We start from the raw sequence: 21,769 nt of genomic DNA, 5'->3' as shown, positions 1-21,769 counted from the left end.
TTTTAAAGTTTTGTGCATCAGGTAAAATAAATGTCAAAAAAAGAAGACATCATTAACACAGCGCTTAATCTCTTTAACTCACATAGTTATAATTCTATCGGTGTGGATCGGATTATTAGCGAGTCTGGCGTTGCTAAAATGACGTTTTACAAATACTTCCCATCTAAAGCTAAATTAATTGAAGAATGCTTAGTGACCAGAAACCAAAATTTACAGCAGTCGCTTGAAGCGACGATTGCTGCATGTGACCCAAGTGATTATCTCTCCCATATTCGTGCAATTTTTGAATGGTACCATGCTTGGTTTCATAGCGCGGATTTTAATGGCTGTATGTTCCAAAAGGCAGTTGAAGAAATTTCAAAAATTTATCCTTCTTCGCTACAGCCTGCAATTGATTATAAAGAATGGTTAAAAGGCAAGTTATGTCAGGCTTTGAATCGTCTAGGTGTGAAGCAGTATGAACAGTTGGCGGCTTTTTTATCCAGTATTTTGGATGGCATGACCATACAAGCGCAAATCGATCCGAAGCAAGTACATTTGGAAGATTATTGGAAGCGTGTGAATACTTTAATTCAAATGGAACTTTCAGCTGCCTAATATATAAATTTTGATTTTAAGGTTAACCTAATACACTCATTATATTGCTGGCTTAAATGCGCTTAAAATAAATCACGTACAAATAAATAAGCGCGATAACGGTTAAGTTATCGCGCTTTGCTGATAATGATTATGTTCCATATCGCACATTATTTGACAATAATGCATGATATGAATATGAGCAACTTAATGTGCCTTCTTATATTTTTTGTACCCTCTGAATGTTTTCGGTCATTCAGTATTTCAGCAAAAATAGACAGACTTGTCTGTTTTGTTGAATTATAGAGACTTTGTGGAGAAAAACAACCAATCTCTCATTATTTTGGCTGAAATTTATTCATCATGCTTAATATCCCTTAAAATATGTAGGGTATTCATTATTTATTGTGTTATTCAGCCGAATGATTAAGGCACCTTGGGGGTAAATAAATGGTAAATTCATTGATTGGTTCAATCAGAACACTATAGGGTTTGAGCTGATCTTCATAGCATACAAGATTGAGCCTTGCTAAAAGTTCAAAGCGAGCATAATGCAGCGTTGCAGGTTTTGGATTTAAGCAACCATGCCACACACGATAGCTGCCGAGTTTTCCATCGCGGCGATGGTAAAATCCTGCCAAAGGATGAGTCAAGAAGACCTGATAACTTTCTAAATTGGGAAAGCCTTCAAAAAGCCATGGGTCATGTTCGGACTGAGACAAATGCACATCTGAAGTGGCCCATGCCGATTGAGTCCGCATTTTATATTGTGTATATCGACCCTCTGCATCTTGCTGACAATCAAACTCAATCTGTGCAGGATGCCACGGTAGTTGCCAGACATAACGAGGAACGATTAGCGTCCAAGAGTCCAAAGTCGTTCCTAAAAACCAAACACAACGTTCCTGTGTTTCCTGATCAATCACGTAGACCCGATAATTAGTTTGCCCCATAGTGAATTTTGGAAAAGGATAAACCGCAGAGCTGAAATCGACATCGATGAAGGGCACTACCGACATCAGTGCATGTTGTTTGCCTTGGTACTGGACCGTGTCTAACTTAAATCGTGCTGGAATGATCTCTTTAAAACGAGCTGGGTCAACGGCATAAGTAATGAGGGCAAAATGCTGGAGTTTACACTGTACATCGAGGCCGCTGGGCTTGGGTTTTGGATGTAAATAGTCTTTAAATTTGAGTTCTGGAAAGGTCATGGGTTTAAATTCTAGATTTGTTATTTTTTTAATATTAGATAAAACTATGCGTAGAGTAAATAAAAAACCGAAGCCTAAGCTTCGGTTTTTTAATATCTTTATACGATCTTATTTTTCAACGAATGCACGTTCAATCACGTAGTCACCAAGTACACCCATACGTGGCGACTCTTTTAAACCATGTTGGTCTAGAAGTGCAGCAACGTCATCGAGGAATGCAGGGCTACCGCAAAGCATTGCACGGTCCGTTTCTGGGTTGAAACGTGGTAAACCGATCTTCTCAAAAATCTCACCAGTTTCAATTACAGTTGTGACACGACCTTGGTTTGGATACTCTTCACGAGTAACCGTTGGGTAGTAAACCAATTTATCTTTAATGCCTAGCTCTTCAAAGAACTCATTGTTCGGAAGTTCGTCTAAAATGAGGTCTTGGTAAGCCAATTCAGAAATGAAGCGTGTACCATGAACCACAATCACTTTCTCAAAACGTTCATAGGTTTCAGGGTCACGAATGGTCGCCAAGAACGGTGCAAGACCTGTACCAGAAGAAAGCAGGTATAGGTTTTTACCTGGGTTTAAGTCATCAAGTACTAAAGTTCCAGTTGGTTTTTTAGATACCAAAATTTCGTCGCCCACTTTAACTTTTTGTAAAATAGAGGTTAACGGGCCATCTGGAACTTTAATTGAGAAAAACTCAAGTTCTTCTTCGTAGTTTGCACTAGCAATAGAATAAGCACGCATTAACGGTTTGCCATTTACTTCAAGGCCGATCATCACAAATTGACCGTTTTTAAAACGTAGAGCAGTGTCGCGCGTCGTTTTAAAAGAGAATAAAGTATCATTCCAATGGTGGACGTGAGTAATCTTTTCGACGTTGAAAGCAGCCATTAAAGGTCTCAATAAATTATCAAATTAGAACAGGTTGCTATTCTAATCTAAAATCATTCTCGATAAACTGAATATATTTAATTGAGCTTATTAGAAAAAGTGATGATGACTGAGTTAACCTTGCCAATTATTGGCTATATGCACTCTTCTTATAAGGAAAAGTTTGGTATTCCTCGTCAGCCTAATTTGGTTCAAGTGGAATCGTATATTGAAATGCTAGCACCCTATAATGATGTTCTGGCCTTTGAAGGAATTGAGGCATTTAGTCATGTATGGTTGGTGTGGCAGTTTCATGACAATAAAAATCCAGAAAAAAACCAGTTTCGCTCACAAGTTCGTCCGCCACGCTTAGGGGGCAATAAAAAAATAGGAGTATTTGCTACGCGTAGTATGTATCGTCCTTCACCGATTGGTCTATCGGTGGTAAAGCTCAAGTACGTTAAAAAAGAAGGGAAATCGGTTCGAGTGTATGTCACAGGAAGTGATTTGCTAGATGGCACCCCGATTGTCGATATTAAACCCTATATTCACTACTCAGATGCCGTTATAGAAGCGGAAAGTGGCTATGCGCAAGATGAACCTAAACGTAAATCGGTGATATGGTCGAATCGGGCGATCGAACAGAAGCAGCAGCTTTTGACGAGTGGGAAATTGTCTGTACAGACCCTACAAGAGCTTGAAGCCATTTTATCTTTAGATCCCAGACCGGCGTATCAGGATGATGAAGCACGGGTATATAAAATGAAATTTGCTGCTGTTGATATCGCTTTTACAGTGGGTGAAACTACAGTGAATATCACGGCCGTAGAATGAGAGATTTAAAGAGAGAAGCTCCAATACAACAGCCCAATCAAAACCACCATATGCAAAATCTGAATCGGGGCAAAAGCTATAAAGTATTGCTTACCACCTGTTAAGGCGGCATTAATGGACTTGGCAACAGCGTGTGCAGTCAAACCTAATATAAATGCAGACATTGCTGCCGTGTCTGTCGGTGCCCCTTGCATGACCACTGTTGCCATCGCTGCATGAATTTCAAATAAAGAGGCCAGCAAAGTCCCAGCGATTAAACCTGCATCTCCCAGCCAAAGGTTAAGTCCATACACACCCGCTTGGATGAACGTCAAAGTCAGGGCAATAATGCCAGCCTCTTTTAAGCTAAACATGCGTGAATCAGTGGGTTGATGTTGTTCTTGTGCAGGGGCAGATCGTACCAACGCATAAGCACAGATCCCTAAAAGGACACTTGCCACAAGCGTCGGCAGCAGTATAGTTTTGAGCCAAAGTATACTCACACCTGCGACTATAATTAGTAGTTGCAACAAAGTCGCAATACAGGACATGAGCGCTGCACCGGCATTTGGTTTGGCGAGTGCTCGACCTGCACGTACTTCCATCCCTAAGCTGGCAACTGTCGCTGTACTCGATACAAAACCTGAAGCGATTGCCGATAAAATCATGGCATTTTTAGTGCTCAGCAGTCGTTTGGCGATATGTGCAAGCGCTTGAACAGCAAGAATGAGCGTGACTAATTTTAAAATAATATAGGGATTCAACACAGCACCCCATAAAGGCGTATTCGGCGTTAAGGGCAGGGCAATTAAAATCAGCGCTAGGAGAAAGATACCGTCTTTAAACTCAGCCTCAGTAATCCATTTCCCCGCAATGCTGTGCATCGGATGTTTGGTCATTAAAATAATAGTCAGGAGCACCGCTAAACCTGCTGCTAGAGGTGTATTCCATAAGCACATCGCCCCGATAAAATAAGTCATGACAAAGGCAAGTTCAGTGGTTGAACCCAAATCTTCTGTTTGGTTTTTCATTGAGAATATAACGATGCCGCCGATGATCAACGCACCGACTATGCCAATACTGACACCAAATAAAAAACAAATAGCACCGAGGAGTGCACAAATGGCAAAGGAGCGTAGTCCTGCAAAGCTCTGTTGGTTTTCACGTTGCTTGCTTCGTTCGCGCTCTAGACCAATCAACAGTCCACAGCCTAATGCTGAAGCCAAGGTGATGATGACTTCAGATAACGCTAAACTGTTGATGGAAATTGCGCTGAAGTCCAAGCCTACCTCACAAGAGCTAATGATCTGTCTAAAATATAGGCTAATGCTGAAGGTGGATTCAAGTTAAAAGAGCAAGATTTGTGAGTAAATTCGTGATTATATTGATGAGCTTGGCTACTCCTGATATTTGTAGGATTTGCTTATGCTTTGTGCGAATGAATACAGAAAATCTTGCTATAGTGGGGTTATGTTTGGGGACGTATAACAATGAATTTTAATTTTGAAATTGATACCACTTGGTGCTTAGATCAACTGTTTAAAGATGGGCGAATTACTGAAAAAGAAAAAAATCTAGTACACACCTCGCACCGTCAACGCGATCAATTGAAGTGGCATCCATTACAGTGGATTGCTCATTTTAATCTGGTGGATCAGTCGCATCCACAGTCGAGACTGACATTAAATCGGCTCTGTCAGTGGTTAGCCGAAAAGACCCAATTACCGTTTTATGTGATTGATCCGCTCAAAGCCGATGTGCAAGCTTTGACTTCGGTGATGTCTCAAGAATTCGCCTTCCGCAATAAAATCTTGGCTGTTGAAGTTCAGGCCAATCAAGTGTTGATTGCAACAGATCAGCCGTATATGAAAGATTGGATCGCAAATTTGGAGCACAATGTTGCACCAAAAAAAATCCAGCGTGTATTACTCAGCCCTGAACAATTACAGCGGTATATGGTCGAGTATTATCAAGTGAGTCGCGCCGTCAGTAATTCACAGAAGTCTGGGAGTTACGAGCGTGATAATAAAGGCGTTGAAGCACTTTTACAGTTGGGCGATAGTCAAAACCCTGATGCCAATGATCAACACATTGTTAAATTAGTCGACTGGGTTTTACAGTTTGCTTTTGAGCAAGGTGCCAGTGATATTCACTTAGAACCACGTAAAGACAACGGCAAAGTTCGTTTCCGTATTGATGGAGTGCTGCATACGATTTATAACATGCCAGCCAATACTTTAACCGCGGTGATTTCGCGGATTAAAATTTTAGGTCGAATGAATGTGGCAGAGAAACGTAAACCACAAGATGGACGTTTAAAAACACGGACACCGAAAGGACAAGAAACAGAACTGCGTCTTTCGACTTTACCGACCGCTTTTGGTGAAAAGTTGGTGATGCGTATTTTTGACCCTGAAGTTTTAGTACGCAGTTTTCAGCAGTTGGGTTTTGAAGGGCATTTGCTCAGTGATTGGCAAGCACTGACTTCGCATAGTCACGGCATTATTTTAGTGACAGGGCCAACGGGTTCAGGTAAAACCACCACGCTTTATTCTTCTTTGAAACAATTAGCTACCGAACAGGTGAACGTCTGTACCATTGAAGACCCAATTGAGATGTTAGAGCCGAGTTTTAACCAAATGCAGGTGAATACAGGCATTGATCTTGGGTTTGCTGATGGTGTTCGCGCGCTGATGCGTCAAGACCCTGACATTATTATGGTCGGTGAGATTCGTGACCATGATACGGCCAATATGGCGATTCAGGCCGCACTTACAGGGCATTTGGTGCTGTCCACTCTGCATACTAATGATGCACCTTCCAGTCTAACGCGTTTGCATGATTTAGGCGTACAACCGTTCTTAACCGCGGCAACCATTTTAGGGGTATTGGCACAGCGTCTCGTACGTCGTTTATGTCCACATTGTAAAGTTGAAAAGGAAATCAATAGCCAAGAATGGGAGCATCTGACTTTTGATTACATTATGGAAATGCCTGAAAAAGTCTTTACCGCAGTCGGATGTGACGAGTGTCGTCAAACGGGCTACAAAGGACGAGTCGGCATCTATGAGTTTATGCCTGTGAGTTTAGAGGCGAAGCAACTGATTGGCGCCAATGGTGACTTGACCGCACTGCGTCAACAAGCCAAAAAAGAAGGCATTGAGCCTTTAAGAATTGCAGGGGCTCGTAAAGTTTTAGAAGGCGTCACCACGCTAGAAGAAGTGTTACGTGTCGTCCCACTCAACTAAGCGTTTAATACGTTACTTGAAGTTTTCTTAAGATTCAGCTCATCTAGCTTTGGTTTAATGACTTCATCGAATAGGTGAACAATTAAATAGAGGTACTGGATATGAATATGATGATGAAAGCGTTATTGGTTGCTGGTGTTATTGGCTCAACAACTGTCGCTGTAGCAAACACCGCAGTGAACCAAGCGGCTGTTGCTGCTTCAACACCAACCACGGTTAAGCATGCGTTAACATTAAAAGATGACAGCCACGTCCAGTTAAAAGGTTATGTGGTCAAAGCCATTGGGGATGAGAAGTATGAATTCCGTGACCAAACGGGTTCAATCACTGTTGACATAGATGATGAATTATGGGGTGGTAAAGCAATTTCGGCTAAAACACCTGTAACCATTATCGGTGAAGTAGATATTGACTACAAACCAGCAAAACGCGTTGAAATTGACGTAGATCAAGTGAAATTCTAAACACACTTGCCCAAGCTCAATTCAATTTTGATTGGGCTTTCTTAAAAAACCACAGGGCTTTGATTGGATATTAGCCCTGTGGTTTTTTGTATTTTGAGCCATTTCACGGCATGATCTAAACAATAGTGATTAGGCAGGTTAAGCAGTGCGGATATTATTAGCAGAAGATGACGTCTCACAAGCTGAGAGTATTAAAACTTGGCTTGAAATGGATGGCTACAGTGTCGATTGGGTGGAACGGGGCGACCATGCCATTTTAGCCATTGAACAGCATCAGTATGACTGTGTGCTTTTAGATCGTGGATTGCCGCATGCCACAGGCGATGACATTTTGCTGAAAGTCCGTGGCAAGAACCTATCGACTCCTGTGATTTTTTTAACAGCGCGTGACAGTATTCGAGATCGGGTTGAAGGACTAGACTTGGGCGCCAATGATTATTTGGTCAAACCTTTTAGTCTAGAGGAATTATCCGCTCGAATTCGCTTACAACTTCGACAGCAACAGCATAGCAGTTCGCATGTATTGAGCTATGCCAATATCCAACTCGACCCACAAGCCAAAAGTGTGACTCAAAATGGTCAAGCTGTTAATTTAACTGCCAAAGAGTTTCAAATTTTGCATAAATTGATGCTCAAGCCCGAATATGTCGTTACGCGGGAACAACTCGAAGAAAGTCTTTATGCATGGGGTGATGAAATCGAAAGCAATGCGATCGAGGTTTTTATTTATCAATTGAGAAAAAAGCTCGGTAGCCACTGTATTAAAACCATACGTGGTTTGGGCTACAGAATGAATCAGGACACATAATGGCTCAGCCAATTTCATTACAGCGTCAGCTTGTTAAAAGTTCGCTCCTCAGTTCGATACTGGCGGGGCTTTTGGCATTGCTGATGTTCATTGGGGTGTCGGTTTATCAGACTATGTCTATGCAAGATGAAATCATGGATGAAATGGCCGATATGTTGCTGGCAGATGATTTAACGGTCAGCAATGGTCAAGCCTTGGCAGAGCTTAGTGATGAGTTTGATATTCGCTATCGACTCGATAATGCGCAGCAACTTTTGACTGCATCCGAAGATGTACCTGAAAAAATAACTGTGGATCATTTGAGTTTGGTTTCCGATGAACCTTATGGTTTTTATTGGTCAGAGCAGAAACTGTGGCGTATTTATACTGCGCAGGATAATCACGGTTTACAGGTTCAAGTGACCCAGTCGATGTCCGAACGTTTCCATGCATTTTGGCAAAGCATCCTAGTTTTCAGCGGTGTGTTGTTTTTAGTCTGGTGTGTACAGTGGTTGTTGATGCATTTTGCCATTCGACGTAAATTTCGGGTGATACACCAAGTTTCAGAGCAAATTTCAAATAAATCGGTCAATGATTTAGCACCTATTTCTATGCCAGAACCTGAGCTGATTGAGTTGCAACCGATGCTATCTCAGCTGAATGCCTTGTTGGCGCGTTTAGACCAAGCTTTAGTGGCAGAGCAGCGCTTTACCGCGGATGCTTCACATGAGTTACGTTCTCCACTGTCTGCGATACAAATGCGACTTCAGGTGCTCAAGCGCAAGTTCCCTGAACTTGAAAGTGAGTTCAAACCGATCCAGCAAGATGTCAGTCGTGGGGTACAGGTGTTGGATAATTTGTTATTGCTGGCGCGTCTAGACCCTGAGCAAAAGGAGGGCTTGGCGAAGACTAAGTTTGACTTCAGTCTACTAATGCAGGACGTGATTAAAGCTTTACAGCCGTTTGCTGACTCAAAACAGATTAAAATTAACGTGGTGCTTGCAGAGCAAGCCTGTGTCTTGGCCAATGAGCAGCTCTTATTTAGCGCACTTCGCAATTTGCTCGACAATGCCATTCGCTATAGCCCCGAGCAGGCACAAGTTTTTGTCAATCTCACGATTGAAAAACAGCAGCTCAGACTGAGGATTGAAAATAGCGGAAATGGGGTCGATGCAGCAGTTATCCAGCGCTTGGGTGAACGCTTCTATCGGGCTTTAGGTACAAAAACACAAGGTTCAGGCTTGGGCTTATCGATTTGTCAGAAAATTGTCGATTTACACGCAGGGCAGTTGTTATTTATTTCATCCGACTTAGGCGGTTTAAAAGTGGAGCTGCTGTTAAATAGGGTTGAGGCTTAGATGTGCAGATTTGTGATAAAAACAGCATAAATGATCAAACTTAAAGACATTAAAAAGCAGTACGCGCTGACATACTGCTTGTTTCCACGATTATTGTTATTGGGTTTTTATAGTTCTTATTTGGTAAGAATGAGTCGATTATTGCGAGTGAGTCGTAGACGATACTCTTCTCCAGCATGCATAATGCGAATTTCACGGCCTAGGGCAAATAAGTTGTTTGAGTGTAGCATTGGTAGTGAATGGGTTGTTTCGTTACGAGTAAATAAGCTAAATGGTGCGTTCATTCTGGCGACTCCGTGGTATATGTTGAACGATTTAAATGATAATCATTATCGAATGAGGCTGTCAACATTTTCTCGCTGAAAATATAAAAAACTTCAATATCGTTACATGCAATCACTCAATACACTACACATCTGAAATGGAATCTGATTATGTCAAAACCTTTGGTTCAAGTTGCTATAGCCATCCTTTTACATCAATGCAAAGTTTTGGTGGGCTGGCGTCAGGCGGAACAGCATCAGGGCAATAAGCACGAATTTCCTGGAGGGAAGGTGGAAGCAGGTGAAACGCCTGAGCAAGCTTGTCGCCGTGAAGTGTTAGAAGAGGTCGGAATTGATATACAAGATTGGCATGCTTTTGACTGTATTCAGTTTGAATATGACGATGTGATTGTCAATTTGCATTTATTTCATGCCGTAGTATCAAATCATCTATTGGCAGACATTCACTCACCATGGGCGTGGTTCAAGCGTGCCGAATTACAAGATCTTAACTTTCCAAAAGCCAATCAGGCCATTTTGAAGCGACTTTATGCTGCACCCGTGATTAAAATTTCAGATCAAATCGATGTGTTGAAGGATTTGCCTGAACAACAAGTGCTGTATTGGCGAGTGTCTGCCAGTCCTGAACATATTTTAAAAATTGCAGAACTGAGTGTAGAACAATTGGCACGGGTGATTGTCAATATAGAACTATGGAAAGGTTTAAATCCACTACAACAGCAGGCAGTTGCGGCCATACACCTGAAACAATCTCAACTGATGCAATTGAGTAAAGGGGAGCTGAATGTTGGGCAGCGTTATATTGCGGCCTGTCATGACCGTAGCAGTGCTGAACATGCACAAGAAATTGGCTGTGATGCTCTTTTACTCAGTCCCGTACTTGATACACTCAGCCACCCAAATAGTGAAACTTTGGGTTGGGAGCAATTGAGTTTGATTGCAGAAGAGATTCATATCCCAATTTTTGCTCTAGGCGGCTTACAGTTAGCCGATTTAGCCAAAGCGCAAAGTTATGGCGCTTATGGTATAGCAGGGCAGCGCTCCATCTAACGGAGCGTGCTTTTAAGACAGACTTTTGATTGCTGTTTGGGCTTGTTGAATGGTTTTCTGATTCTTCTGCATTTGACCTGCTTTTAAGATAACGCTCCAAAGCTGCTTTTTCATGGCATTGCTTTGGGCATAACTCAAGCCGCGACGTGCAAGCGATTCCGCATTTGCAGGTTGTTTTTGTTGATTGGCAATTAAAGCCAAATACAAAAAGGTCTCACTCGACTGTGGCGCTAAACGCTGTGCTTGCATGGCGTAGCTTTGTGCTTGACTCCACTGGCCTTGGCGATAGGCCGTTTGTGTTTTTTGCATCAGACTTTTAAAAGCAGGCAGCTGTCGCCCATCATCAAACTGTTGTTTGCTTTTCTGCTCAGGAATCACAATCTTCTGACGTTGAATTTCTTCGCGATCATAAGGATGAATTGTTACCCCTGAAGGTGTTTTCTGCTCTTTATCCGACTGTGTCGGCTTTTCAGGTATCTTTTTTTCAGCTAGCTGTGGGAGACTTTGACAGCCTGCCACAGTCACGATGGTTACTAAGATACTTAAACGTTTAAACCACATCAAAATTTAAATCCGTCCTATTTATTCAGGTTGATAGCTACCACTCGAAATGACTTGCGTCTCATCTTCTAAGTTTCGCTGCATGTTCGATTCACTTTCACGAATATAGTTGTCTATGCTGTCGCCTTGTTCAGGTGTAGCTTGGTAACCATCTGTTTCAGGATTGTAAGTGGGTTCAACTTGATAATGCGGTAAGCCGCATGCAGTTGCTTTGCGTGGTATGGTGTTTCGCAAGAGGGGAATATACATTGCGCCCTCACAACCTTGAGCAGCAAGATAACCCGTGCCACGATCAATCCAGTGCCATTGCACATCATCGGGTTGGCGTAAGTTGACTGGTTTTTGACGTAGCTGGCTCATCACATTGGTCCACACTGGCAACGCACCTGAAGAACCTGTTAAGCCAGTTTGTTTGTTGTCATCTAAACCTAGCCAAACCACAGAAACATAATTGCCCGAGTAACCTGCAAACCATGAGTCACGGGTGTCATTGGTGGTTCCAGATTTGCCTGCAAGCTGAAGCGAGTTCGGTAGAGTGTTATAAGCTGAACGACCTGTACCTGAGGTCATCACTTGTTGTAGACCATAGTTCAGGACATAGGCAGAAGCAGGGTCAATGGTTTGTTGGACATTTAAACCATAACGGGTCAGCAAGCGACCATTTTGATCGACAACAGTACGAATGGATTTAGTCGGATACTTAAAACCGCCTGTGGCAAAGTTGCCATAAATGCTAAGCATTTCCATCGGAGACATGTCTACCGCACCCAAGAAAATGGATGGATAGGTTGGAATATTACTGGTCACACCAAAACGTTTTAGGTGATTGCTAAACGTCGATAAACCAAACTCTTGACCAAGGCGAACAGCTGATAAGTTATATGAATTAGACAGTGCTTGTACCATTGGCACAACGCCATGTTCACCACCACTATAGTTCTTAGGTGTCCATGCTTTACCATTGGCTTGAATACTAATGCTACTGTCTTCAATTGGGCTGGCCCAGTTGTAACGTCCCGACTGAATCGCACTGAGGTAAATCACAGGTTTAAGTAATGAACCAACTTGACGTTTGGCATCGAGTGCACGGTTAAAACCAGTAAAGTCTTGGGTTGAACCAACAGCTGCGACCAATTCACCATTTTCAGGATGTGCAACCAATACTGCACCTTGCAGCTCTTTTAGACGGCTTGAACCACGGCTTAAGCGACTAACAGTCGATTTAAACGCATCTTGAATTTTGGTTTGGGCAATCGGATCGAGCGTTGTAAAGATGCGTAGACCTTGGTTGGTCAAATCACCTTCTTGGTATTCGGTACGTAACTGACGGCGTACAATGTCTAAGAAATCTGGGAAACGTGAAGGGCCGAGAGTCGGTTTGGCTATCACATTTAAAGGGCGAGCTGTTTCAGTTTCGTATTGTTCTTGGGTTAGATAGCCCATGACCAACATGTTGTTTAAAACAATATTACGACGCTTTTTTGCAGCTTCTGGGTTACGCCAAGGGTTATATAAGGTTGGACCTTGTACCAAACCCACCAAATAAGCTTGTTGCGCAATATTTAGCTCACGCAAAGGCATGCCGAAGTAAAACTGCGAAGCCAAACCATAGCCATTAATAGAATAGTTGCCGTTTTGCCCGAGGTTCACTTCATTGAGATAGGCTTCTAAGATTTCATCTTTGTCATAGTGAAACTCGACCAATAAAGCCATAAATGCTTCATTGACTTTACGCTTAATGGTTTTTTCAGGGGTGAGGTAGAAGTTTTTCACCAACTGTTGGGTCAGTGTTGAACCACCTTGACGTTTTCCACCCGTGACATTACTCACAATCGCACGTGCCGTACCACGAATTGAAACGCCGTGGTGACTATAGAAATTACGATCTTCTGTTGCAATTAAAGCCTCAATTAAAGGCTTAGGGACTTTGTCGAGTTTAATCAGGACACGGTCTTCATTATGCTGCGGATAAATCCCGCCAATCAGCATCGGCTCTAAACGTGCAATCCCTGTAGATGAGGGTTTAGTTGCACTGACTTCAGCCACTTGCTCATTGGCAAAGGTGACTTTAAGCACTTGTTCAGGCTCGATACTATCACCGAAGTCAAAGCCACGAGTGTGTACATATAGCTCATTGCCAGAACTGACAAAGTTCCCTGATTTGGTATAGTTTTCCGAGGACTTATAGCCCAAAAGTTTTAACTCTTGAGTGAAGTCAGCCTGACTGACAGGGGCATTGGTATACACTTCGAGTGGGCGTGCGAATACCTTCGCAGGAATGTCCCAGCGCTTGCCTTCAAACTTGTCACGTACAACGGAGTCGAGTCTTATTAAATAAATACTAAACACCAAGAATGCTGCAATGACTAAGATGCAGAAGATCAGTGCAATTAAACCTATGCCACGTTCTGACTTCATAAATACGAATAAGATCCTGAGAAATTGTGCTAATCATGCGAAGCTTTTCGCTAATTTGCAATAATTAAACTGTGAACGAACTGAAATATAGAGACAATTCCGTGTGTAGCAGCAGTCACTTTAGTTTTTGAATCAATTTAAATAAATAATGTTATGATAGGCGGGAATCGTAGCGGAGCGATGTTGCAGGTGCAAATTTCACATAAAACATTTCGAAACATAGGCTTAATTGGACGTCCAGATAAGTCTTCAGTTGTCGAAACCTTATGTCTTATTCATGATCATCTACTCAGCTTAGGGTTACATCCCGTTTTTGATGCGCAAACCGCTGAACTGGTTCCTTATAAAAACACGCAAACGGTGAGTCGTGCGCTTCTGGGTGAAGTGGTCGATTTGGTGATTGTGGTGGGCGGAGATGGCTCACTTCTGCATGCTGCACGTGCCTTGGTTAAATTTAATACCCCTGTAATGGGTGTAAACCGAGGGCGTTTGGGTTTTTTAACCGACATCAAGCCGACTGAAGTGATTTTTAAGCTCGATCAAGTCTTAAAAGGTGAGTTTCAGTTAGATCGTCGTTTCTTATTGGAAATGGAAATTCGCTCAAAGGGCGAGACGATTTATGATGCTATTGCGCTAAACGATGTGGTATTACACTCGGGCAAGTCGGTGCATATGATTGACTTCGAACTCAATATCGATGGTCAATATGTCTACCGTCAACACAGTGATGGTTTGATTGTATCGACGCCTACGGGTTCAACCGCTTATTCGTTGTCAGGTGGTGGCCCAATCGTGCATCCGGGGATGGATGCGATTGCTTTGGTACCGATGCATCCACATACTTTGTCTTCACGCCCGATTGTGGTGGGTGGTCATAGTGAAATTAAGCTTCTGATTCGTGAAAACCGTGTCTTGCCGATGGTCAGTGCCGATGGTCAACACAGTGTTTCACTCAATGTGGGTGATAGCTTACATATTCGTAAGCACCCCTTTAAACTGAATTTATTACATCCACCGGGTTATGATTTTTATATGTCATGCCGTACTAAACTCGGTTGGAACCAAGATTTTGACTCTTTTCAACAGGATTAAATCATGAATATTGAACAGATGCTTTCTATTTTAGATGCCGATATTGTTGAGCGTTTAAAAACAGCTGTAGAAATTGGTAAATGGCCGAATGGCGTTGCGTTGACTGCTGAACAACGTCAAACTTGTATGCAAGCCGTTATTGCTTGGGAGCATCAGAATACTCCTGAAAAAGAACGTACGGGTTATATTGATAAAGGGCATAAAGAAGAAGGTGAGGAGTGTGATTCTCATGTGCCTGAACCAGAATTTAAACCTATTCGGTTTATTTAATTGATTAAAAATACGTTGAATCGCTCAGCAACAGATGCTTGGTGATTCAACAACTCAATCTAACAAGAATACCTTCAAACTGTTTCAATCATTATGCTTATAAAAATAATAAAGCTCACTCGACTCAGTTTATTCTTCATTACTGTAATTTCGACCAATGTATTTGCTGAGCGAACAAGTGATGCAAGAAAAATTGAATGTTTATTAGATGTTTCTGTGTTACCGAGTCAAAATTTTCAAAATCCCGTCACACAATACACATCAATGAAAAATGATGGTTATCCGATGTTATTGATTGGAATAAAGATCCATAACGCCCATGCAGGTGAAGCATCGAAAAAGATAAAAAGCCATCAGCTCTATTGTTCAAACCTCATTGGACAACAAAAAGATGTTTATTTATCTGGCCCTTATGAATCTCAAAAAATTGAGATCCATATTGGTGATCAGTTGATACTCAGAAATATTCATTCTTCAGGAAAGCATTATCCTTACTGGGCCGACTTTTACTGGGTCGAAAAGCGTAACGAATAACGTTCACGCTTTTGCTTGTCCCTTATGCTTAGAAACGAGTGTGCCAAAGCTGGTTGGCCTGTTGCATGGCATCGCTATATGTATCGCACACTCCCATGGTATAGAGCGCAATGCCAATGGTTTCAGTCACTGCCATTTCACCATATTCATGCTGTTTTTCACCCAGCCAAACTGCTTTAAACTCAGCCAAATCTAACTCTTCTTCAATTGGGCTTCGGTTGTCGGTGAGTTTAGGTAGCTCATGTTCGTAGAGTTCACCATTTTTGATGCCGCAGATCAGTGTTTTGGCATCTGGGTTACGTTCAAATTCGCCGCCTTCACCTTTAATGACCGCGCTATTTTTATAGCCCAGTTTAAATGCTGCTTGCTGATGCGAACCACGATAGGCAGGGTGGAAAATAGCTTGCAAGGTTGCTTTGGCATTAAATGGATTGATCAAGCGTGCAAGAGTATGAATGGGTGAACGAAGACCCATAACATTTCGTAGGGAAATTAAGTCACTTAAAATCGGGGAGATGGCGTGCAGCGGTAAATATGCAAAATTACGCGTCGCTAATTCCTGTTCCACATCTGCTTGAGTTTGGCAAATATTAAAATCGAGATACTCTAATACCTGCTCAGTATAAATACGGTTAATGGTATGACCTGATGCTCCGTGCATCACGACCTTATAACCTGCTTTAGCTAAAGTCAGTGCCGCTAAGAGAAACCATGGATAGTGTTTACGCTTGCCTGCATAAGAAGACCAGTCTAAATCGACCTCTAAAGCCGTGAACGGCAGTTGATCTCGTGTGGCTTGAACAAAGCCTACCAGTTCATCTACAGACTCTTCCTTAACTCGTAGTAGCATCAGAAATGCACCGAGCTGTACATCTAACACTTGATTTTTCAAGATCATATCAAAGGCTTGGTAAGCTTCTTCATAACTGAGTGAGCGCGCACCATTTTTCCCTTTGCCAATAATGCGAACAAACTGGGCAAAAGGGTGCTCAGCATCTTTATAAATATTTCTTTTGTTGTTCATGGAAAAACCAAAGTAAGTGAAGGCTGTGTTGTGCTATTTTAGTGGAACAATCAAAAAAAACAGCACTTTTAATTTTAAATAAATTTTTCACCATTAGACTAAAGTATGAGTCATATTGTTTAGATTTTATACATTATGATTGAAATCAGTTTACTTTGATTAAAGAATGTTAGGTAAAATTTACCCAATAATTGTGACTCGCTAGTTTTTAGTCTCTCCCATTGCAGTAAATATGAATGAACTGTGATTTTTGTCACATTGCTGTTGTTTGTACACCATGAGTTTTTTACCCGGTGTTTGGATGCGGTCCAAACTGTGGGCTTTTTTGTGTTTATCAGAAAGCCCACTACCTATGAGGAAGTATAGGTATGCCGATTTTTTCAGTCTTTTGATTTACAGAAGTATTCGTTATGACTAAGAAACCAATCTATAAGTCACTATATTTTCAAGTTATTGTCGCGATTATTGCGGGTATCTTAGTAGGACATTTTTTCCCTAGTGGTACGCAAGTTATCAATGGCGTTGAAAAATATGTACCCGGCTGGGGTGAGCTTTTTTATCCTCTAGGTCAAGGCTTTATTAAGCTGATCAAGATGATTATTGCACCAGTAATTTTCTGTACCGTCGTGAGTGGTATCGCGGGTATGGAAAGTATGAAGTCTGTGGGTAAAACAGGCGGTGTTGCGCTACTTTACTTTGAAATTGTATCGACGATTGCACTGTTGATCGGTTTACTGGTCATTAACATCTGGAAGCCAGGTGTGGGCATGAACGTTGACCCTTCAACACTAGATACTTCAGGTATCTCAAAGTTTGTTGAATCTGGTCAGCAGCAAACAACTGTCGACTTCCTCATGCATATTATTCCAAACACCGTGGTTGGCGCATTTGCTGAAGGTGAAATCCTGCAAGTGCTACTCTTTGCCTTGATGTTTGGTTTTGCATTACATAAGTTGGGTGATGCAGGTAAACCTGTACTGAAGTTCATCGATCAAATTTCGCATGTGTTCTTTAACATTGTAAATATGATCATGAAACTTGCTCCAATTGGTGCTTTTGGTGCAATGGCATATACCATCGGTAAATATGGTATTGGTAGCTTGGCACAGCTTGCTCAGTTGATTATCTGTTTCTACATTACCTGTTTACTTTTCATTTTCTTGGTTTTAGGCACAATTTCACGTCTTTGTGGCTTCAGTATTTTGAAAATGATTCGTATGATTCGCGAAGAGTTGTTGATTGTACTGGGTACATCATCTTCAGAGTCTGTTTTACCGCGTATGCTGAAAAAGCTTGAAATTGCAGGTTGTGAAAAGTCAGTGGTTGGTTTGGTTATTCCAACGGGTTATTCATTTAACTTAGACGGTACCTCAATCTATTTAACGATGGCTGCGATCTTCATTGCACAAGCGACCAATACTCAGCTCGATCTTATGCACCAAGTGACTTTATTGGGCGTGCTATTGATTTCATCGAAAGGTGCTGCGGGTGTAACGGGTTCTGGTTTTATTGTGATGGCAGCGACTTTGTCAGCCGTTGGTCATATTCCAGTGGCGGGCCTTGCGCTCATCTTAGGTATTGACCGTTTCATGTCTGAAGCACGTGCTTTAACCAACTTGGTGGGTAACTCATTGGCAACGATTGTTGTTGCGAAATGGGTCGGTCAGTTAGACCAAGAAAAATTAAACTTCGCACTTGCAAATCCAGAAGAAGTAGACCGCTTGATGGCTGTTGAAGAAAATGCTCACGCATAATTTCAGTTCATCTTAAAAAGGAAGCCCAAGGGCTTCCTTTTTTATTGGAATATAAAATGGCCTGATGCGTTCATGACAGTTGCATTAAAAATGGCTAGCATGTGAGCTGAATAATAAAATAACGTCACTACAAGGAAGAAACATGTTGAATTACGATGCAGACCTAGAACTATTTCGCGATAACTTTCGCCGTTTTATGAATGAACACATTGCGCCACACTATGAACAGTGGGAACGAGAAGGCTTAATGCCGCGCTCAGTCTGGAATGTCTTGGGTGAAAATGGTTTCTTATGTGTCGATGTACCTGAGGAATATGGCGGTTATGGTGTTCCAACGCATTATTCACTGATGTTGGTGGAAGAGTCAGCACGTGCAGGTTTTAGTGCTTTATCGACAGGGATTTCTTGTCACTCTGAAATTGCTGCGCCTTATATTTTGCACATTGGAACGGAAGTGCAGAAGCAGTATTGGTTGCCGAAAATGGTGTCAGGTGAAGTGGTCGGTGCGATTGGAATGACGGAATCGGGTGCGGGTTCAGACTTACAAGCCATGCGAAGTAATGCCATTTTGCAAGGGGAGCATTATATTTTAAATGGCTCTAAAACCTTTATTTCCAATGGGCAGCATGCCGACCTTGTGGTATTGGCGGTGAAAACTGATCCGCAAGCCCGCGCAAAGGGTGTTTCACTGATGTTGGTCGATACTCACTTAGACGGGTTTAAAAAAGGCACCAACCTCGACAAAATTGGGCTGCATTCACAAGACACTTCTGAGTTGTTTTATGACAATGTAAAAGTCCCGAAAGATCAATTGTTGGGGCAGGCAGGGCAAGGTTTTGCTTATTTGATGCAAGAGCTACCACGAGAGCGTACAGCAATTGCAGCAACGGCTATAGGGGCAATTCGTGGTTCGATAGATGTCACTATCCAATACGTCAAAGAGCGTCAAGCCTTTGGTCAACATATTTCGCAGTTCCAAAATACACGCTTTGTTTTGGCTCAAGCCAAGATTGATGAACAAGCCACAGCTGCTTTTTACAATCAAAATGTTGAGCTTTATATGCAAGGCAAACTGGATGTCGAAACAGCAGCTGCGCTGAAATGCTTTTCAACAGATATGCAAATGAAGGTGGCAGATAATTTATTGCAGCTCTTTGGTGGCTATGGCTATATGAGTGAATATCCAATTTCACGTTTCTTTGTCGATGCACGTATTCAACGCATCTACGGCGGGACCAATGAAATTATGAAAGAAATTGTCGCGCGTAGCTTACTTGGGCGCTAAGCCTTAGGTGTTGATATAAACATGCGTAAAAGAGCCTCAAGTAGGCTCTTTTTTATCTGTTCAGTACCAATAAACTTTCTTGTATAAAGGCGGGGAGGTCATATTGGGTTTGTGATGAAATGTATAAATTATTGTCATTCACAACACCTGTGTCATAAAGCACGGCACCTGCATCTTTTAAGTCTTGATGAAGGTGATGGATACACGTCATGCGTCTACCTTTCACAACTCCAGCATGCATTAAAATTTGGGGTGCATCAGCACTGCATAAAATGGGTTTTTGCGTGTTTGCAAAGTGCCTGACAAATAAGATATAGCGTTCATCTTGGCACAGGTTATCTGGCGAAAAACCGCCAGGAATGAGTAAGGCATCGAAGTCATGCACGGAGGCATCATCGATACTTTGGTCGATGGTGACAAAGGCTTTACGCTTTTTGCCATAAATGATTTTGCCAGCCTGACTTTCAAGGTTAATAATACTATGCCGAGCTGCTCGAAATGCTTCTACGGGTTCAGCATATTCGGCATCCTCAAAGTCATAGGTGACCAAGACTGCAATTTTTTTGTGCATGACAGTACCTACAGTTCATTATTGTTTTGTTTTATTGAGACTATAGAGCAATCGCTACTGCTGCATACTCTCTTTGTTATGAATACGTCAACTTAAGTAAAGCATATTTTAAAAGATATTCTAACGCACTGAAATACGGATGAATGGTGATTTTTGTGAAGGTGTAGCAAAATTTTTCAAAAGCTAGACAGGGCTTAAAAAGGGAAGAGCTCAGACTCGCAAAACATCGTCGTGGTATTTGGATTGGGCGATATTCTATGCATAACAGCAAGAAGAAAATAGGCAGGGCTCAGTGGTTTTATTGATGTCTATTATTGGGGCAGTTTATTGATAAACTTGATGATTAAATCAACTGTATGTTTTTAGCACTGAAACATACAAAGTCTTATTGCGCAAGATTTCAAAGCTAACTATTGTTATACTGTTTGCACAATGTTTATGAAGGGCGACATAACAATGATCCAAGACGATCAAAACACAACGACTTCTCTTGACCTCAACCAAATCCGTCAGGATATCGACTCTGTTGATCAACAGATTCAACAACTTATTAACCGTCGAGCGAAACTGGCGGAAGCTGTTGCAAAAGCAAAATTTGCTTCTGAAGAGAATCCAATGTTTTACCGTCCAGAACGTGAAGCGCAAGTTTTACGGAATGTTATGGAGCGTAATGAAGGCCCTTTGTCTGATGTGACCATGGCACGTTTGTTCCGTGAAATCATGTCTGCATGTTTGGCTCTTGAAGCACCGCAAAGTATTGCATTTTTAGGCCCTGTTGGTACTTATACACACTCTGCGGTGTTGAAGCACTTTGGACATGATGCTGTGGTTCGTCCTTTACCGACCATTGATGAAGTGTTCCGTGAAGTGGAAGCAGGCAGTGCACACTATGGTTTGGTGCCGGTAGAAAATTCATCAGAAGGTGTGGTCAACCATACTTTGGATTGTTTTAAAGCCTCACACTTAAATGTGATTGGTGAAGTTGAATTGCGTATTCATCACCAGTTTCTTGTGTCTGAAAACACGCGTAAAGACAGTATTAAACAAATTTATGCACATCAGCAAACTTTGGCGCAGTGCCGTGCATGGTTGGACGCACACTATCCAGGTGTGGAACGTGTTGCTTTAAGCTCGAATGCTGAAGCGGCACGTCGTATTCGTACTGAATGGCATTCGGCTGCTATTGCATCTGATGTTGCAGCAAGTATTTATGATTTAGAAATTTTACACAGTAATATTGAAGATAATCCTGAGAACACCACGCGCTTCTTGGTGATTGGTCGTGAAAGAATCCCGCAAAGTGGTAATGATAAAACGTCATTGCTGATTTCTGCACATGATCGCGCAGGTGCATTATTGGAAATCCTTGCACCATTTGCAAAGCACAACATTAGTTTGACCAGTATCGAAACGCGTCCTGCATTGCCTGAAAAATGGGCTTATGTCTTTTTCATCGACTTAGAAGGGCATGTGGAACAAGACAATGTTAAAGCGGCGATTGAAGAGATTCGTCCACTGGTGAAAGAAGTTCGAGTATTGGGTTCATACCCGATTGCAGTACTGTAATCTCTAAGGTGGTTGGGTTTACTCCAAACTCAACCA

Annotated in this window: 21 protein-coding genes; 13 read left to right on the top strand and 8 right to left on the bottom strand. The window is 42.0% G+C overall.

The window, feature by feature from the left end; all coding sequences use genetic code 11:
* Positions 1–30 precede the first annotated feature (30 nt).
* A complete protein-coding gene (locus AC4CVD_RS11400) occupies positions 31–597 on the top strand; it encodes a TetR/AcrR family transcriptional regulator (protein ID WP_279737769.1) in 567 nt (188 codons plus the stop codon).
* Positions 598–986: 389 nt separating this feature from the next.
* Here AC4CVD_RS11400 and AC4CVD_RS11395 read toward each other — a convergent pair whose 3' ends face one another.
* Both AC4CVD_RS11395 and AC4CVD_RS11390 read right to left on the bottom strand, forming a co-directional pair.
* Positions 987–1,787 (bottom strand): DUF2071 domain-containing protein, encoded by an 801-nt coding sequence (locus AC4CVD_RS11395; RefSeq protein ID WP_201951969.1) that lies wholly within the window; start codon positions 1,785–1,787, stop codon positions 987–989.
* Positions 1,788–1,895: 108 nt separating this feature from the next.
* Positions 1,896–2,675, bottom strand: coding sequence for a ferredoxin--NADP reductase (locus AC4CVD_RS11390; RefSeq protein ID WP_004696086.1), 780 nt, complete (start codon positions 2,673–2,675; stop codon positions 1,896–1,898).
* A 102-nt stretch (positions 2,676–2,777) separates the two neighbouring features.
* Between AC4CVD_RS11390 and tsaA the strand changes: the two genes are divergently transcribed.
* Positions 2,778–3,488, top strand: coding sequence for a tRNA (N6-threonylcarbamoyladenosine(37)-N6)-methyltransferase TrmO (gene tsaA / locus AC4CVD_RS11385; RefSeq protein ID WP_039890059.1), 711 nt, complete (start codon positions 2,778–2,780; stop codon positions 3,486–3,488).
* A gap of 5 nt (positions 3,489–3,493) precedes the next feature.
* Here tsaA and AC4CVD_RS11380 read toward each other — a convergent pair whose 3' ends face one another.
* Positions 3,494–4,750 carry an MgtC/SapB family protein gene (locus tag AC4CVD_RS11380; RefSeq protein WP_490753132.1) on the bottom strand — a complete coding sequence of 419 codons (1,257 nt, stop codon included), beginning with the start codon at positions 4,748–4,750 and terminating at the stop codon, positions 3,494–3,496.
* Positions 4,751–4,957: 207 nt separating this feature from the next.
* Between AC4CVD_RS11380 and tfpB the strand changes: the two genes are divergently transcribed.
* The 4 genes from tfpB to AC4CVD_RS11360 all read left to right on the top strand — a co-directional run bounded on the left by tfpB (position 4,958) and on the right by AC4CVD_RS11360 (position 9,324).
* A complete protein-coding gene (gene tfpB, locus AC4CVD_RS11375; RefSeq protein WP_490753131.1) occupies positions 4,958–6,715 on the top strand; it encodes a type IV pilus assembly ATPase TfpB in 1,758 nt (585 codons plus the stop codon).
* A gap of 101 nt (positions 6,716–6,816) precedes the next feature.
* Positions 6,817–7,179 (top strand): NirD/YgiW/YdeI family stress tolerance protein, encoded by a 363-nt coding sequence (locus AC4CVD_RS11370; RefSeq protein ID WP_004696098.1) that lies wholly within the window; start codon positions 6,817–6,819, stop codon positions 7,177–7,179.
* Positions 7,180–7,324: 145 nt separating this feature from the next.
* Positions 7,325–7,987 carry a response regulator transcription factor gene (locus tag AC4CVD_RS11365; protein ID WP_490753130.1) on the top strand — a complete coding sequence of 221 codons (663 nt, stop codon included), beginning with the start codon at positions 7,325–7,327 and terminating at the stop codon, positions 7,985–7,987.
* On the top strand, positions 7,987–9,324 hold the full coding sequence (locus AC4CVD_RS11360; RefSeq protein ID WP_201951958.1) for a sensor histidine kinase: 1,338 nt from the start codon (positions 7,987–7,989) through the stop codon (positions 9,322–9,324). The genes AC4CVD_RS11365 and AC4CVD_RS11360 overlap by 1 nt, the downstream gene beginning before the upstream one ends.
* Before the next feature lie 116 nt (positions 9,325–9,440).
* On the opposite strand, the gene hemP is transcribed toward AC4CVD_RS11360, so the two are convergent.
* Positions 9,441–9,608, bottom strand: a complete 168-nt coding sequence (gene hemP, locus AC4CVD_RS11355; RefSeq protein ID WP_004982394.1) for a hemin uptake protein HemP — start codon at positions 9,606–9,608, stop codon at positions 9,441–9,443.
* 150 nt (positions 9,609–9,758) lie between these two features.
* On the opposite strand from hemP, the gene AC4CVD_RS11350 reads away from it, so the two are divergent.
* Positions 9,759–10,658: an NUDIX domain-containing protein gene (locus AC4CVD_RS11350; protein ID WP_490753129.1), complete on the top strand. Its 900-nt coding sequence runs from the start codon at positions 9,759–9,761 to the stop codon at positions 10,656–10,658.
* A gap of 12 nt (positions 10,659–10,670) precedes the next feature.
* Here AC4CVD_RS11350 and AC4CVD_RS11345 read toward each other — a convergent pair whose 3' ends face one another.
* Positions 10,671–11,219, bottom strand: a complete 549-nt coding sequence (locus AC4CVD_RS11345) for a tetratricopeptide repeat protein (RefSeq protein ID WP_201951951.1) — start codon at positions 11,217–11,219, stop codon at positions 10,671–10,673.
* A gap of 21 nt (positions 11,220–11,240) precedes the next feature.
* Positions 11,241–13,637: a penicillin-binding protein 1B gene (gene mrcB, locus AC4CVD_RS11340; RefSeq protein WP_490753128.1), complete on the bottom strand. Its 2,397-nt coding sequence runs from the start codon at positions 13,635–13,637 to the stop codon at positions 11,241–11,243.
* A gap of 153 nt (positions 13,638–13,790) precedes the next feature.
* Here mrcB and AC4CVD_RS11335 point away from each other — a divergent pair, with 153 nt between their 5' ends.
* The 3 genes from AC4CVD_RS11335 (at position 13,791) to AC4CVD_RS11325 (ending at position 15,533) form a co-directional block, all read left to right on the top strand.
* A complete protein-coding gene (locus AC4CVD_RS11335; protein WP_004696112.1) occupies positions 13,791–14,729 on the top strand; it encodes an NAD(+) kinase in 939 nt (312 codons plus the stop codon).
* Between the two features lie 3 nt (positions 14,730–14,732).
* Entirely contained in the window at positions 14,733–14,999 is a 267-nt protein-coding gene (locus AC4CVD_RS11330) for a YeaC family protein (RefSeq protein WP_058869973.1), read from the top strand.
* 93 nt (positions 15,000–15,092) lie between these two features.
* Positions 15,093–15,533: a hypothetical protein gene (locus tag AC4CVD_RS11325; protein ID WP_114837366.1), complete on the top strand. Its 441-nt coding sequence runs from the start codon at positions 15,093–15,095 to the stop codon at positions 15,531–15,533.
* A 28-nt stretch (positions 15,534–15,561) separates the two neighbouring features.
* Here the strand turns inward: AC4CVD_RS11325 and AC4CVD_RS11320 are convergent, their stop codons facing one another.
* Positions 15,562–16,557 carry a glycosyl transferase family protein gene (locus AC4CVD_RS11320; protein ID WP_114837367.1) on the bottom strand — a complete coding sequence of 332 codons (996 nt, stop codon included), beginning with the start codon at positions 16,555–16,557 and terminating at the stop codon, positions 15,562–15,564.
* A 410-nt stretch (positions 16,558–16,967) separates the two neighbouring features.
* Between AC4CVD_RS11320 and AC4CVD_RS11315 the strand changes: the two genes are divergently transcribed.
* On the top strand, positions 16,968–18,311 hold the full coding sequence (locus AC4CVD_RS11315) for a dicarboxylate/amino acid:cation symporter (protein WP_490753127.1): 1,344 nt from the start codon (positions 16,968–16,970) through the stop codon (positions 18,309–18,311).
* Positions 18,312–18,453: 142 nt separating this feature from the next.
* The gene (locus AC4CVD_RS11310) at positions 18,454–19,596 is read left to right on the top strand and encodes an acyl-CoA dehydrogenase family protein (RefSeq protein ID WP_490753126.1); all 1,143 of its coding nucleotides are present in this window, start codon (positions 18,454–18,456) and stop codon (positions 19,594–19,596) included.
* 52 nt (positions 19,597–19,648) lie between these two features.
* On the opposite strand, the gene AC4CVD_RS11305 is transcribed toward AC4CVD_RS11310, so the two are convergent.
* Positions 19,649–20,167 (bottom strand): DJ-1/PfpI family protein, encoded by a 519-nt coding sequence (locus tag AC4CVD_RS11305; protein ID WP_078426360.1) that lies wholly within the window; start codon positions 20,165–20,167, stop codon positions 19,649–19,651.
* A 456-nt stretch (positions 20,168–20,623) separates the two neighbouring features.
* On the opposite strand from AC4CVD_RS11305, the gene pheA reads away from it, so the two are divergent.
* Positions 20,624–21,733 (top strand): prephenate dehydratase, encoded by a 1,110-nt coding sequence (pheA, locus tag AC4CVD_RS11300; protein WP_004696123.1) that lies wholly within the window; start codon positions 20,624–20,626, stop codon positions 21,731–21,733.
* Positions 21,734–21,769 lie beyond the last annotated feature (36 nt).

The organism is Acinetobacter sp. LipI_23, assembly GCF_058243045.1.
This window is presented reverse-complemented; position numbering and strand designations above follow the sequence as displayed.

What these genes read in the sequence shown, in the direction of transcription:
- AC4CVD_RS11395 (WP_201951969.1), bottom strand. Translation starts at nt 1,787, where the DNA reads ATGACCTTTCCAGAACTCAAATTTAAAGACTATTTACATCCAAAACCC.
- pheA (WP_004696123.1), top strand. Translation starts at nt 20,624, where the DNA reads ATGATCCAAGACGATCAAAACACAACGACTTCTCTTGACCTCAACCAA.
- AC4CVD_RS11310 (WP_490753126.1), top strand. Translation starts at nt 18,454, where the DNA reads ATGTTGAATTACGATGCAGACCTAGAACTATTTCGCGATAACTTTCGC.
- AC4CVD_RS11350 (WP_490753129.1), top strand. Translation starts at nt 9,759, where the DNA reads ATGTCAAAACCTTTGGTTCAAGTTGCTATAGCCATCCTTTTACATCAA.
- AC4CVD_RS11320 (WP_114837367.1), bottom strand. Translation starts at nt 16,557, where the DNA reads ATGAACAACAAAAGAAATATTTATAAAGATGCTGAGCACCCTTTTGCC.
- tsaA (WP_039890059.1), top strand. Translation starts at nt 2,778, where the DNA reads ATGATGACTGAGTTAACCTTGCCAATTATTGGCTATATGCACTCTTCT.
- AC4CVD_RS11400 (WP_279737769.1), top strand. Translation starts at nt 31, where the DNA reads ATGTCAAAAAAAGAAGACATCATTAACACAGCGCTTAATCTCTTTAAC.
- AC4CVD_RS11335 (WP_004696112.1), top strand. Translation starts at nt 13,791, where the DNA reads ATGATAGGCGGGAATCGTAGCGGAGCGATGTTGCAGGTGCAAATTTCA.
- AC4CVD_RS11390 (WP_004696086.1), bottom strand. Translation starts at nt 2,675, where the DNA reads ATGGCTGCTTTCAACGTCGAAAAGATTACTCACGTCCACCATTGGAAT.
- AC4CVD_RS11370 (WP_004696098.1), top strand. Translation starts at nt 6,817, where the DNA reads ATGAATATGATGATGAAAGCGTTATTGGTTGCTGGTGTTATTGGCTCA.
- AC4CVD_RS11315 (WP_490753127.1), top strand. Translation starts at nt 16,968, where the DNA reads ATGACTAAGAAACCAATCTATAAGTCACTATATTTTCAAGTTATTGTC.
- AC4CVD_RS11330 (WP_058869973.1), top strand. Translation starts at nt 14,733, where the DNA reads ATGAATATTGAACAGATGCTTTCTATTTTAGATGCCGATATTGTTGAG.
- AC4CVD_RS11345 (WP_201951951.1), bottom strand. Translation starts at nt 11,219, where the DNA reads ATGTGGTTTAAACGTTTAAGTATCTTAGTAACCATCGTGACTGTGGCA.
- mrcB (WP_490753128.1), bottom strand. Translation starts at nt 13,637, where the DNA reads ATGAAGTCAGAACGTGGCATAGGTTTAATTGCACTGATCTTCTGCATC.
- AC4CVD_RS11325 (WP_114837366.1), top strand. Translation starts at nt 15,093, where the DNA reads ATGCTTATAAAAATAATAAAGCTCACTCGACTCAGTTTATTCTTCATT.
- AC4CVD_RS11305 (WP_078426360.1), bottom strand. Translation starts at nt 20,167, where the DNA reads ATGCACAAAAAAATTGCAGTCTTGGTCACCTATGACTTTGAGGATGCC.
- hemP (WP_004982394.1), bottom strand. Translation starts at nt 9,608, where the DNA reads ATGAACGCACCATTTAGCTTATTTACTCGTAACGAAACAACCCATTCA.
- AC4CVD_RS11360 (WP_201951958.1), top strand. Translation starts at nt 7,987, where the DNA reads ATGGCTCAGCCAATTTCATTACAGCGTCAGCTTGTTAAAAGTTCGCTC.
- tfpB (WP_490753131.1), top strand. Translation starts at nt 4,958, where the DNA reads ATGAATTTTAATTTTGAAATTGATACCACTTGGTGCTTAGATCAACTG.